Origin of the sequence: Streptomyces sp. N50 (genome assembly GCF_033335955.1) — a bacterium.
Classification (GTDB): Bacteria; Actinomycetota; Actinomycetes; order Streptomycetales; family Streptomycetaceae; genus Streptomyces.
Map to the genome: position 1 here is coordinate 8,983,908 of NZ_CP137549.1, position 12,143 is coordinate 8,996,050.

The following is a 12,143-nucleotide window of genomic DNA, read 5'->3' on the forward strand; positions in this document are numbered from 1 at the left end:
ATGACGAATATCCGGGCGCGTTTGATCGTTGTCCTGGTTGTCCTCTGCGGATTCCTGTCGGTGCTGGGCGCTGGGCCAGCAACCGCCGCCACCCCAACCGACTCCCTCTGGTTCGACGGTTCAGCGCTGACCGTGCAGAACGGCAGCTTCGTGGACAGCTACGGCCGCCAGGTCGTGCTGCGCGGCTACAACGTCTCCGGTGAGACCAAACTGGCGGAGAACGACGGTCTCCCCTTCGCCTCGGTCGCCGACGCGAAGAAGTCCGCGACCGCGCTGCGCGCCCTCGGCGGCGGCAACTCGGTGCGCTTCCTGCTCTCCTGGGCCTACGCCGAACCCGTCCGAGGCCAGGTCGACACCACGTACCTGGCCGCCGCCACCGCGCAGATGCAGACGTTCCTCGACGCCGGCATCCGCGTCTACCCCGACTTCCACCAGGACCTCTACTCCAAGTACCTGTTCAACAGCGGTAGTTGGTACACCGGCGACGGCGCCCCCAAGTGGGCCGTGGCGCTGGGGAGTTACCCGCAGGAGTCCTGCGGCATCTGCCTCTTCTGGGGTCAGAACATCACCCAGAACTCGGCCGTGACCAAGGCGCAGTACGACTTCTGGCACAACAACTACGGCCTCCAGGACTCCTTCCTCGCCACCGCCCAGTCGACCATGACGTACATCCAACAGCACCTGAGCACCGACGAGTTCGCGGGTGTCGTCGGCTTCGACCCGTACAACGAGCCCTTCGCGGGCACCTACGACTCCGGTCAGACCAGCCGCACCTGGGAACAGAACCTGCTCTGGCCGTTCTATGTGAAGTTCCGGGCCCGGATGGACGCGGCCGGCTGGAGCGCCAAGCCCGCCCTCGTCGAGCCGAACCTCTTCTGGAACTCCAACATCTCAAGTCAGGTGCAGGAAGGAGGACTTCTCGACGCGGGCACGCTCGGCTCGCGGTACGTCTTCAACACCCACTTCTACGACCAGAAGGCGATCTCCGGCATCCTGATGTGGGGCAACGCGGCCGACGGTCAGTACTCGACCGACTTCGGGACGGTTCGTGGCCGGGCCGCCGCGGCCGGCACCGCCGCCATCGTCAGCGAGTTCGGGCATCCCCTGTCCGGAACGGTCGCGGGCAAGGCGCCGACCGTACTCAAGGCGATGTACCAGGCCCTCGACTCCCGTCTGCCGGGGGCGAGTTGGTGGTCCAACCCAGCGGGCTCCGGTCCCGTCCTGTCCGGCACGCAGTGGCAGTGGGACATCTACAACGGCCGCCACGACGAGCTGATGAACGACAACCCCGACAAGGTGCTCACCTCCGGCGACGCGTGGAACGACGAGGACCTCTCCGCCGTCAACATGACCGACTCCGGCACGGTGACACTCCGTCAGGACGCCCGCCTCCTCGACCGGATCTACCCGAGCGCGACCGCCGGCACCACGGTCGCCTTCACCTACGAGGACCGCTCCCGCGACGGCTCGACGACCCTGACCTGGAACCCGGTCCCCAGCTCCCTCCCGAACGTCTCCTCGCTGGTCGGCTCCGGCCAGTACGGCCTGCTGATGTGGCGCTCCAACAGCTCCACCGCCCCGACCGAACTCCACCTCCCGGCGTCCTTCCCGGCCGCGTCCACCACGGTGGTCTCCGACCTGGGAGCGATCTCGGGCGTCCCGGCGTACACGACATCGACCCCCATCGGCTACGCCAACGAACCGGGCGGCACCGGCAGCCACCGCCTCCTGCTCTCCGCCACCGGCTCGGGAACCCTGCACTACGCCCTCATCACCAACGGCGCGTCGAGCCCCTCCTCGACGCTGCTGAGCGCGGCCAGGTCCGAACTGGCCGCGTGGGCGGCAGCGCACAGCTGAGCACCACGAAGGAGCGCCGGTCTTCCCGAAGACCGGCGCTCTTTCGCATTTATGTGAAGACATTCGGACACATGCAAATTCGAAGTGAACTTGACGAGAAGTGGGGAAGGAGTGCTCTTTTCCGCAAGACCACGGACAGGACAAGATGGCCGGTGGTCAACGAGACAGGGGTGTGACAGTGGCGGGCAGGCTCAAGGCGCCGACCGGTCGTTACGGCGGCAAGTCCGCCGAGCAACGGCAGGCCGAGCGGCGCGGACGCTTCCTGGACGCGGCGCTCCAGCTGTTCGGCGACACCCCCGGCTACCGCGCCACGACCGTCGCCGCCCTCAGCGAGGCCGCGGGACTGTCCACCCGGCAGTTCTACGAGGAGTTCCGCAGCCTGGAGGACGTCCTGGCCGCCCTCCACCTCCAGGTCAACGACTGGGCCGAGGAAGCCGTACTCGTCGCCCTGAAAACGGCGGAGGGCCTGCCGCTCGCCGAGCGGTCCACCGCGATCTTCCACGCCTACGCGGCGAACGTCACCGTGGATCCGCGCCGTATCCGCATCACCTTCGTCGAGATCATCGGCGTCAGCGCCCGCCTGGAGGAACAGCGGCTCGCCCGCCGCGCCCGCTGGATCAACCTCATCTGCGCCGAGGCACGGGCCGCCGCCCAGCGCGGCGAGGCCGCGCGGCGCGACTACCGGATCGCCGCCGCGGCCTTCATCGGCAGCGTCAACGGCCTCCTCCACGACTGGAGCGCGGGCTGGGTGGACGCCACGCTGGACGAGGTCGTCGAGGAACTGGTCCGACAGCTTCTCGGGATCATGCAGCCGCCCGGCTGGCAGCGCTAGACCGAGTCGTCCATGGCGTGCTCGTCCAGGCGGCGGGCGAGCGCCCGTACGAGATCGCGCAGGGCGGCGGGACGCTCGATGACGAACGGGCGGTCGAGGGCGGCGAGGACCGGCGGAATCCACTCCAGCCGCTCGGCCCGGATCCGGACCTGGACCCATCCGGTGTCTTCGCGGGCCTCTGAATCGTCGGGCGGGATCGTGGAGAGGGCGGCGATCTCGGCCGGGAGTTGCGTGCGGATGTGCCGGACGCTGCTCCGTATCCGCAGCGACACATCGTGCGTCCACGGCGTGCGCGCGAGGCTGTCCAGCACCGTGGCCGCCGGGTCGAAGTCATCCGGGACGGCGAACGAGCCGGACCGCACGGTCATCGATGTGATGCGGTCCAGGCGGAAGGTGCGCACCTCGCCGTCGGCAGGGTCGGCGCCGGTCAGATACCACCGTCCGGCATGCGCCACGAGACCGTACGGCAGGACGGTACGGTCGCTGCCGCGGCCCTTGCGGTCGGTGTAGCCGATCGCCACCGGCCGCCGATGGAGCGCGGCCTCGGCGAGTTCGAGCAGCACCCCCGTCTCCGGGGCGATGGCGGTACGGGACCGCGCGGTGAAGTCGGCCGTGTCCAGCAGGGCGTCGAGGCGTCGGCGCAGGGCGGCGGGCAGCACCCGCAGCAGCTTCGCCGTGGCACTCTCGCTCGCCGCCGCGGACGTGGTGACCAGCCCCGCCCTACGGCCGGCCAGCAGCCCGAGCACCACGGCCAGGGCCTCCTCGTCCGTGAACATCAGCGGCGGCATCCGATAGCCGGGGGCGAGCCGGTAGCCGCCGTAGCGGCCGCGGACCGAGTCGACCGGCACGCCCAGTTCCAGCAGGTGGCCGACGTAGCGGCGGACCGTCCGTTCGTCGACGCCGAGGCGGGCCGCCAGGTCGGGGACGGTGCGGAGGCCGCCGCCCTGGAGGATCTCCAGCAGGGCGAGCACGCGGGCGGTCGATGTGGTCACCCCGAAAGTCTGCCTCGGATACCGGGCGGAAGCTGTCCGGTATCGGTCCTAGCGTGGGAGACGCCTCTTCAGTCGGCACCGCTCACGACCTCTGACAGGAAGCCGCCATGAACTTCGTCTCGATCCGCGTCATCACCGACGACGTCGCCCGCCTCGTCGGGTTCTACGAACAGGCCACCGGCGTCACGGCCACCTGGTCGACCCCCGACTTCGCCGAACTCGTCACGCCCGCCTGCACGTTGGCGATCGCGAGCACCCGCACCGTGGCCCTGTTCGGTACCGACTCCGCTCGCCCCGCCGCCAACCGGTCGGTGATCACGGAGTTCCGGGTCGCCGATGTCGACGCCGAGTACGAGCGCCTGGCGCCCCTCGACTGCGAGATCGTCCAGAAGCCGACGACGATGCCCTGGGGCAACCGCTCCCTCCTCTTCCGGGACCCGGACGGCAACCTGATCAACTTCTTCACGCCGGTCACCCCCGAGGCCGTGGCGCGGCAGGAGCGCTAGGACAGGGTGTCCAGGGCGGCGAGGACGGGCGCGACGCCGTCCTCGGCGCGGACCCGGGCGCCGAGAACCTTCGCGCGCTCGGCATGGCCAGGTTCACGCGTGGCCCGTACGAGCGCGGCGGACAGGGCGTCCGCGGTCAGGCCGCGCAGCGGAACGGCGGCCGGAGCCACGCCGAGGGCGACCAGGCGTGCGGCCCAGAAGCCCTCGTCGAACTGGATCGGCATCGGTACGGCCGGTACCCCGGCGCGCAGCCCGGCCGCGGTCGTGCCCGCGCCGCAGTGGTGGACCACGGCCGCCATCCTCGGGAACAGCGCCGAGTGCGGGACCTCGCCGACGGTCAGGACGTCGTCGCCGACCGCTTCCAGGCCGCCCCAGCCGCGCTGGATCACCCCGCGCAACCCGGCCCGGCGCAGCGCGCGCACGATCTCGGCGCTCAGCCGCTCCGGATCGGGCACGGTGGCGCTCCCGAGTCCGACGAAGACCGGGGGCGGACCGGCGTCGAGGAAGTCCCGTAGTTCCGGCGGGAGTTGCGCGTCGACGTCGTACGGCCACCAGTAGCCCGCCACCGTCAGTCCGGGGCGCCAGTCGGCCGGGCGGGGCACGATCAGGGGGCTGAAGCCGTGCTGGACGGGCCAGTTCTGGCCTTCCCGGGACCGGAGCGCGGCGCCGGTGCGGGTGCGGGGCAGGCCCAGTCGGGAGCGCACCTCCGGTACGGCGGCGGTGAAGACGTGCTCCACCGCCCGGTTCACCCCGCGCCCGGCGACCCGGTTGCCGACCGCCCCCCAGGAACCGCCCCCGAGCACCGGCGGCGCGAACTCCCGTGTCGGCGCGAGGGGTTGGAGGTACACGCCCATGCTCGGCAACGACAGTCCCTCGGCAACGGCATGCCCCAGCGGCCCCAACGAGCTGGACAGCAACAGGACTTCACTCGCCCGGGCGGCCGTCACGAGGTCGTCGGTCATCCGCCCGACCAGCGCCCGCGCCATCGTGACCACCCGCAGCAGCTTGCCGCCGCCCGAGGCGCTGCGGTGCAGCCCGCGCCCCCGCGAGGACTCCAACTCGGCCCGGGGATCGACCGGAAGAGGATGGAAGGCGACGCCCGAGCCCGCCACCAGGGGCGCGAAACCCGCGTGGGTGACGAGGGTGACCTCGTGGCCGGCGCGGGCCAGGGCATGCCCGAGGCCGGTGTAGGGGGCCACGTCGCCCCGGGATCCCGCTGTCATGATCGCTACGCGCACGCCGGTCAGTATCGCGTCCGGTGGCCGACGGGTGGGGGATTCCCGCCGGGAGATTCCAACTGCCCCTCGTGTCACAGGCGTTGACTTCGACCCCGGGTGGCTCTACTTTCAGCGCGCCGTTTCGTTCGGCGACCCGATCCAGGTTCGAAATATCGGCAAAGGAGCCGCATGTTCCGCACCCCCATCCTGCGCGCCTTAGCGATGGCCGCAGCGGCAGTCACCCTTCTTCTCGTCACCAGACCCGCTCCCGTGGACTCCCTTCAGGCCGCTCCCGTCGCCTCGACGACCCGTCAGATCGCGGTCCCCACCGCCCCGATGGGCTGGGCCTCCTGGAACAGCTTCGCCGCGAAGATCGACTACAGCGTCATCAAGGCGCAGGTCGACGCGTTCGTCGCCGCGGGCCTCCCGGCGGCCGGCTACAAGTACATCAACATCGACGAGGGCTGGTGGCAGGGCACCCGCGACAGCGCGGGCAACATCACCGTCGACACCAGCGAGTGGCCCGGCGGGATGAGCGCCATCGCCGACTACATCCACAGCAAGGGCCTCAAGGCCGGCATCTACACCGACGCCGGCGCGAACGGCTGCGGCTACTACTACCCGACGGGCCGCCCCGCCGCCGCGAACACCGGCAGCGAGGGTCACTACGACCAGGACATGCTCCAGTTCTCGCAGTGGGGCTTCGACTTCGTGAAGGTCGACTGGTGCGGCGGCGACGCCGAGGGCCTCGACGCGGCGACGGCATACAAGGCGATCAGCGCCTCGGTCACCAAGGCCACCGCCGGCACCGGCCGCGCGCTGACCCTCTCGATCTGCAACTGGGGTTACCAGAACCCCTGGAACTGGGCCCCGGGCCTGGCCCCCATGTACCGGACGAGCACGGACATCATCTACTACGGCAACTCGCCGTCGACGACGAACATGCTGTCCAACTTCGACCAGGGCCTGCACCCGGCCGCCCAGCACACCGGCTACTACAACGACCCCGACATGCTGATGGTCGGCATGTCCGGCCTCACCGCAGCCCAGAACCGCACCCACATGGCGCTCTGGGCGATCTCCGGCGCACCGCTCCTCGCCGGGAACGACCTGACGGCCCTCACCACCGAGACCACCGGCATCCTCACCAACCCCGAGGTCGTCGCGGTCGACCAGGACGCGCGCGGCCTCCAGGGCATCAAGGTCGCCGAGGACACGACCGGACTCCAGGTCTACGGCAAGGTCCTGTCGGGGCTCGGCAACCGCGCGGTCACCCTCCTCAACCGCACCTCCTCCGCCCAGAACATCACCGTCCGCTGGTCGGACCTCGGCCTGACCACCGCCTCCGCCACCGTCCGCGACCTGTGGTCCCGCGCCAACATCGGTTCCTACGGCACGAGTTACACGGCCAGCGTCCCGGCCGGCGGCTCCGTGTTCCTGAAGATCAGCGGCGGCACCGAGGCGGCCAGCACCAACTACACCGCCACCTCCACCGGCAAGTACACCGGCGTCAGCGCGGCCAGCACAGGCCTGAACGTCGTCGACGTCACCTACACCAACACCGGCTCGACGGCCGTCTCCGGCACCCTCCAGGTCAACGGCCAGACCGCGACGACGGTCTCCTTCCCGCCGACCGGCTCCAGCGCGGGCACGATCTCGGTACAGGCCGACCTGTCCAAGGGATCGGCCAACACCCTCACGCTGACGGGCAGTTCACTCCCGACCCTGGGCGCGGTCAACGTCCAGCCGATCCCGGGCACCAACGGCAACCTGGTCGTCGGCACCCAGTCCGGCCGCTGCGCCGACATCTACAACAACACCATCACCAACGGCACCCAGGCCGAGATCTGGGACTGCAACGGCGGCCAGAACCAGGCCTGGACGTACACCTCCCGCAAGGAACTCGTGGTCTACGGCAACAAGTGCCTGGACGCCTACAACAACGGCACCACCAACGGCACGAAGGTCGTCATCTGGGACTGCAACGGCCAGAACAACCAGAAGTGGACCGCCAACTCCGACGGCACCCTCACCAACGTCAACGCGGGTCTGTGCCTGGACGCGTCCGGCGCCGCCACGGCCAACGGGACCCAGCTGATCCTGTACACCTGCGGTACGGCGACCAACCAGAAGTGGACGCTGACGTAGCCGCAGCGCATGGTCCCGCCGGTCGTCAGGGCCGGCGGGACGCGTGTCCCTAGGTGAGCGCGAGGGCGACCAGTTCCGTCGCCGCGAGCAGCGCACACCCCAACAGGCAGGCGGCGAGGAGGCGTTGGCGCAGGCGCCGGTACGTCTCCTCGTACTCGTCCCGCAACTGTCCGCCCCGCTCGGCCGTACGCTCCCAGGACGCACGGGTGAGCGTGAGGTACTCCGCCTCGAAGTGCCGTTCCACTTCAGCCCGTTGGCCGTCGGTGAGCCAGTCGAGCCGGGCGGCGAAGCGGGCGGCGGCCGTACGGCCCTCCGCGCGGGCGGCCGCGATCAGCAGGTGAGCCTCGATCTCGTTGAGGAACGTCCGCTGGTCCAGGGGGAGTTCGTCCATGGCGGTCACCGGGGCGTCAACTCCTGCTCCAATGCAGGGATATCGGCGTGGTGGAGGTCGAACGCCGGGGACTCGCTGCGGATGCGGGGGAGCGAGATGAAGTTGTGGCGCGGCGGCGGGCAGGACGTGGCCCACTCCAGCGAACGGCCGTAGCCCCATGGGTCGTCGGACTCGACCTTCTTGCCGTACTTGGCCGTCTTCCAGACGTTGTAGAAGAACGGCAGCAACGACAGGCCCAGCAGGAACGAGAAGATCGTCGACACCGTGTTGAGCGTCGTCAGGCCCTCCACCGCCAGGTAGTCGGGAATCCGGCGCTGCATCCCGTTCACGCCCAGCCAGTGCTGGACCAGGAACGTGCCGTGGAAGCCGATGAACAGCGTCCAGAAGGTGAGTTTGCCGAGGCGCTCGTCGAGCATCTTGCCGGTCATCTTCGGCCACCAGAAGTGGAAGCCGGAGAACATCGCGAACACGACCGTGCCGAAGACCACGTAGTGGAAGTGGGCGACGACGAAGTACGAGTCGGAGGTCGAGAAGTCGATGGGCGGGGCCGCGAGCATGACGCCGGTCAGGCCGCCGAACACGAAGGTGATCAGGAAGCCGGTGGCCCAGAGCATCGGGGTCTCGAAGGACAGGGACCCCTTCCACATCGTTCCGATCCAGTTGAAGAACTTCACGCCGGTCGGTACGGCGATGAGGAACGTCATGAAGGAGAAGAACGGGAGCAGGACTCCGCCGGTGACGTACATGTGGTGGGCCCACACGGTCACGGACAGACCGGCGATGGAGATCGTGGCCGCGACCAGTCCCATGTAGCCGAACATCGGCTTGCGGGAGAAGACCGGGATGACCTCGGAGATGATGCCGAAGAACGGCAGCGCGATGATGTACACCTCTGGATGGCCGAAGAACCAGAAGAGGTGCTGCCACAGCAACGCACCGCCGTTGGCCGCGTCGAAGACATGTGCCCCGAACTTCCGATCCGCCTCCAGCGCGAACAGCGCGGCGGCGAGAACGGGGAAGGCCAGCAGGACCAGTACGGCGGTCAGCAGCACGTTCCACACGAAGATCGGCATGCGGAACATCGTCATGCCCGGTGCGCGCATGCAGATGATCGTGGTGATGAAGTTGACCGCGCCGAGGATCGTGCCGAAGCCGGAGAAGGCCAGACCCATGATCCACATGTCGGCGCCGATACCCGGCGAACGGACCGCGTCCGACAGCGGGCTGTACGCGAACCAGCCGAAGTCCGCCGCGCCTTGGGGAGTGAGGAAGCCGCCCACCGCGATGGTCGAGCCGAAGAGATACAGCCAGTAGGCGAACATGTTGAGGCGGGGGAAGGCGACGTCCGGGGCGCCGATCTGCAGCGGCATGATCCAGTTGGCGAAGCCCGCGAACAGGGGTGTCGCGAACATCAGCAGCATGATCGTGCCGTGCATCGTGAACGCCTGGTTGAACTGCTCGTTGGACATGATCTGCAGGCCGGGTCTGGCGAGTTCGGCGCGCATGAGGAGCGCCATCACGCCGCCTACGCAGAAGAACCCGAACGCCGTGACCAGGTACAGCGTGCCGATCGTCTTGTGGTCCGTGGTCGTCAGCCACTTGATGCTCTTGAGGTCTCTCACGCCCCGCCTGTGTCCGCGCGCCGCCCGCACGTCACACTCGAGTGACGCGAGGAGAATCACGAAACCGGGTGTGACGATCGTCCCGGTGCCGGACACGAACGGGACATGAGCAACGACGAGAACTTCGCCGCTGCCTATCGCGAGCACTACTGGGCGGTCAGCCGCTATGTTGCGCGGCGACTGGACGGGCGGAGCGGTGAGGTCGAGGAAGTGGTGGCGGAGGTCTTCACCGTCGCCTGGCGCCGCCGTGCGGATCTGCCCCCGGCGCCGCTGCCCTGGCTGTACGGCGTGGCCCGTAACTGCCTGGCCAACGCGGTGCGGGGGTTTGGGCGGCGGCGTCGGCTCGTCGAGCGGCTGGGCAATGACGAGAGTGCGCATGGGCGCCAGGTCGTGGCCAGCCCGGATGCGGATGCTCCCGGCGGGTGGGTGCACGAGGCGTTGGCGCGATTGTCTTCCGCCGATCAGGAGGTGCTGCGGTTGACGGCGTGGGAGGAACTGGGGGTGGACGAGGTTGCCGTCGTCCTCGGGTGTGGGTCGCGGGCGGCGGCGATGCGGTTGCACCGGGCGCGGCGGAGGTTGCGAGCGGAGATAGAGCGGCTGAGCGCGTTGGCCGGAGGAGTGGCGTGATGTGTTGTCGATTGGCTGCGGCGCCGTCGTGGCTGGTCGCGCAGTTCCCCGCGCCCCTTTGGGGCGCCACGGTCACCCTGAAGGAACGTCGCCATGGCTGATGAGCTTGAACTCCTGCGTAGCGCCAACCCGTTCACGGCCGATGGCCCCGTCTACGGCGACGGGCCGCTGGACCACCACGCCTCGCGTCGGCTCAACCGGCTGTTGCACGAACGGCGTCGTCGGCTGTGCTGGAGCCTCGCGGCCGTAACTGCCGTCGCCGCGACCGTACTCACCCTCGTGCTGGGCGGGCCGAGCGGTACCCCGGCGGTGGCGGCTCCCCGCCCCCTGGTGGTGCAGGCGCACTCCACGCCCGTATCCCTGAAGCAGCTTGCCGCCCTTGCTGCGGCGGTCGCGGTCGACGGAACTCCCGCTCTGCGCAAGGGAACCCACGTGCAGACATGGAGCCTCGGCATGTCCGACGACAAACCGCCGGTCACCGTCCCGGAGGAACGCATCGTGCGCTGGAACGCGGACGCCAGTCACACGGAGCGTGTCGTCGAGGACGGGCATGTCCTCAAGGAGACGACGTATCCGCCGAGTTGGAGCGATGTCCCGCCCGATGCCCGGCCTCCGCACGACGTGCCGGGGCTGCGGGCGTACCTCCAGGAAGCGGCGTACAGCAAGACGCCGTTGACCACCCCCGAACTCCTTGGCGCCGTGGGGGAGTTGCTGGACCGCTGGACGCTCGGGGCGCGTGAGTCGGCCGCGTTGGCGCGGCTGCTCGCGGGGGCGGACGGGCTGCGGCCGGTGGGGGAGGTGACCGACCGGCTCGGGCGGCACGGGCAGGCGTACGTCTATCAGCGGTCCGCCACCCGGCTGATGCTGATCATGGACCCGGCCACCGGCGCCGTCCTCGGAATGGAGAGCACCTTCACGAAGGACCAGCCCGAGTACGGCGTCAAGGCCGGGGACGTCATGGACTACAGCGCGTGGACCCGCTGATCACACCCCGAGCTGCCGGGCGGCGGCCGTCACGGTCTGTTCCAGGAGCGTGGCGATCGTCATCGGGCCGACGCCGCCCGGCACCGGCGTGATCAACGAGGCGCGTTCGGCGGCGGATTCGAAGTCGACGTCGCCGACGTTGCCCGCGTTGTAACCGGCGTCGAGCACGACCGCGCCGGGCTTGATGTCCGCGCCGCGGATCAGCCGGGGGCGGCCGACGGCGGCGACGACGATGTCCGCCTCGCGGACCACCGCGGACAGGTCCTGGGTGCGGGAGTGGCAGTAGGTGACCGTCGCGTCGCGGGCCAGGAGCAGCATGCCGGCCGGCTTGCCGAGGATCGCGCTGCGGCCGACGACGGCGGCCCGCTTGCCGGACGGGTCGACGTCGTACTCGTCGAGCAGCCGCATGATTCCGCCGGGCGTGCAGGACACGAAGCCCGGCAGGCCGAAGCTCATCGACGCGAACGACGCGAAGGTGACGCCGTCCACGTCCTTCTCCGCCGCGATCGCCTCGAACGCGGCCCGCTCGTCGATGTGTTGGCCCATCGGGTGCTGGAGCAGGATGCCGTGCACGGTGGGGTCGGCGGAGAGTTCGTCGAGGGTGCCGACCAGTTCGGCGGTGGTCGTGGTGGCCGGCAGTTCGACGTGCCGGGACTCGATGCCGGCCTTGCGGCTGCGGTTCTGCTTCATCCGGACGTACGTGACGGAGGCCGGGTCCGCGCCGACCAGGACCGTCGCGAGACAGGGCGCCGTACCGGTGCGCTGCGTGAGGTCGGCGGCCTTCTTCGCGGTGTCCTCGACGATGCGCCGGGCGAGCGCGGTGCCGTCCATGAGCCGTGCCTGAGACATGATCCACTCCTGAGCTGGTTGACCAATCGCCCAGGCGCACGGCATCGACTCCGCGTGGGCCGCTCCACGGTGGTGCTCCACCTCAGCGCCAGTCACGGCCCACGAACAGCCTAACCGA

At 69.5% G+C, this 12,143-nt stretch carries 11 protein-coding genes and 1 riboswitch; of the genes, 6 read left to right on the forward strand and 5 right to left on the reverse strand.

Annotation, left to right across the window (positions count from 1 at the left end; all coding sequences use genetic code 11):
- Complete coding sequence (locus R2B38_RS39850; protein ID WP_318020666.1) at positions 1-1,857, forward strand: cellulase family glycosylhydrolase; 1,857 nt, start codon at positions 1-3, stop codon at positions 1,855-1,857.
- Between the two features lie 178 nt (positions 1,858-2,035).
- Positions 2,036-2,689 (forward strand): TetR/AcrR family transcriptional regulator, encoded by a 654-nt coding sequence (locus R2B38_RS39855; protein WP_318020667.1) that lies wholly within the window; start codon positions 2,036-2,038, stop codon positions 2,687-2,689.
- Here R2B38_RS39855 and R2B38_RS39860 read toward each other — a convergent pair.
- Positions 2,686-3,681, reverse strand: a complete 996-nt coding sequence (locus R2B38_RS39860; protein ID WP_318020668.1) for a YafY family protein — start codon at positions 3,679-3,681, stop codon at positions 2,686-2,688. The two genes, R2B38_RS39855 and R2B38_RS39860, sit on opposite strands and share 4 nt — an antisense overlap.
- Positions 3,682-3,788: 107 nt before the next feature.
- On the opposite strand from R2B38_RS39860, the gene R2B38_RS39865 reads away from it, so the two are divergent.
- Complete coding sequence (locus R2B38_RS39865) at positions 3,789-4,187, forward strand: VOC family protein (protein ID WP_318020669.1); 399 nt, start codon at positions 3,789-3,791, stop codon at positions 4,185-4,187.
- Here the strand turns inward: R2B38_RS39865 and R2B38_RS39870 are convergent.
- Positions 4,184-5,410 carry a glycosyltransferase gene (locus R2B38_RS39870; RefSeq protein ID WP_318021908.1) on the reverse strand — a complete coding sequence of 409 codons (1,227 nt, stop codon included), beginning with the start codon at positions 5,408-5,410 and terminating at the stop codon, positions 4,184-4,186. The genes R2B38_RS39865 and R2B38_RS39870 overlap by 4 nt on opposite strands.
- Before the next feature lie 183 nt (positions 5,411-5,593).
- On the opposite strand from R2B38_RS39870, the gene R2B38_RS39875 reads away from it, so the two are divergent.
- Positions 5,594-7,552 carry a ricin-type beta-trefoil lectin domain protein gene (locus R2B38_RS39875; protein WP_318020670.1) on the forward strand — a complete coding sequence of 653 codons (1,959 nt, stop codon included), beginning with the start codon at positions 5,594-5,596 and terminating at the stop codon, positions 7,550-7,552.
- 49 nt (positions 7,553-7,601) lie between these two features.
- Here R2B38_RS39875 and R2B38_RS39880 read toward each other — a convergent pair whose 3' ends face one another.
- The gene (locus R2B38_RS39880; protein WP_411978609.1) at positions 7,602-7,943 is read right to left on the reverse strand and encodes a hypothetical protein; all 342 of its coding nucleotides are present in this window, start codon (positions 7,941-7,943) and stop codon (positions 7,602-7,604) included.
- Between the two features lie 5 nt (positions 7,944-7,948).
- Complete coding sequence (ctaD, locus tag R2B38_RS39885; RefSeq protein ID WP_318020672.1) at positions 7,949-9,565, reverse strand: cytochrome c oxidase subunit I; 1,617 nt, start codon at positions 9,563-9,565, stop codon at positions 7,949-7,951.
- Between the two features lie 105 nt (positions 9,566-9,670).
- On the opposite strand from ctaD, the gene R2B38_RS39890 reads away from it, so the two are divergent.
- Positions 9,671-10,192 carry an RNA polymerase sigma factor gene (locus R2B38_RS39890; RefSeq protein WP_318020673.1) on the forward strand — a complete coding sequence of 174 codons (522 nt, stop codon included), beginning with the start codon at positions 9,671-9,673 and terminating at the stop codon, positions 10,190-10,192.
- 93 nt (positions 10,193-10,285) lie between these two features.
- Positions 10,286-11,176 carry a CU044_5270 family protein gene (locus R2B38_RS39895; protein WP_318020674.1) on the forward strand — a complete coding sequence of 297 codons (891 nt, stop codon included), beginning with the start codon at positions 10,286-10,288 and terminating at the stop codon, positions 11,174-11,176.
- Here the strand turns inward: R2B38_RS39895 and R2B38_RS39900 are convergent, their stop codons facing one another.
- The gene (locus R2B38_RS39900; protein ID WP_318020675.1) at positions 11,177-12,025 is read right to left on the reverse strand and encodes a bifunctional 5,10-methylenetetrahydrofolate dehydrogenase/5,10-methenyltetrahydrofolate cyclohydrolase; all 849 of its coding nucleotides are present in this window, start codon (positions 12,023-12,025) and stop codon (positions 11,177-11,179) included.
- Positions 12,026-12,046: 21 nt separating this feature from the next.
- Positions 12,047-12,131, reverse strand: a riboswitch (ZMP/ZTP riboswitch).
- Positions 12,132-12,143: the final 12 nt, after the last annotated feature.

Bases quoted from the DNA above. Each gene is read 5' to 3' on its own strand.
- R2B38_RS39875 (WP_318020670.1), top strand. From the start codon at position 5,594: ATGTTCCGCACCCCCATCCTGCGCGCCTTAGCGATGGCCGCAGCGGCA.
- R2B38_RS39850 (WP_318020666.1), top strand. From the start codon at position 1: ATGACGAATATCCGGGCGCGTTTGATCGTTGTCCTGGTTGTCCTCTGC.
- R2B38_RS39880 (WP_411978609.1), bottom strand. From the start codon at position 7,943: ATGGACGAACTCCCCCTGGACCAGCGGACGTTCCTCAACGAGATCGAG.
- R2B38_RS39870 (WP_318021908.1), bottom strand. From the start codon at position 5,410: ATGACAGCGGGATCCCGGGGCGACGTGGCCCCCTACACCGGCCTCGGG.
- R2B38_RS39865 (WP_318020669.1), top strand. From the start codon at position 3,789: ATGAACTTCGTCTCGATCCGCGTCATCACCGACGACGTCGCCCGCCTC.
- R2B38_RS39890 (WP_318020673.1), top strand. From the start codon at position 9,671: ATGAGCAACGACGAGAACTTCGCCGCTGCCTATCGCGAGCACTACTGG.
- R2B38_RS39900 (WP_318020675.1), bottom strand. From the start codon at position 12,025: ATGTCTCAGGCACGGCTCATGGACGGCACCGCGCTCGCCCGGCGCATC.
- R2B38_RS39895 (WP_318020674.1), top strand. From the start codon at position 10,286: ATGGCTGATGAGCTTGAACTCCTGCGTAGCGCCAACCCGTTCACGGCC.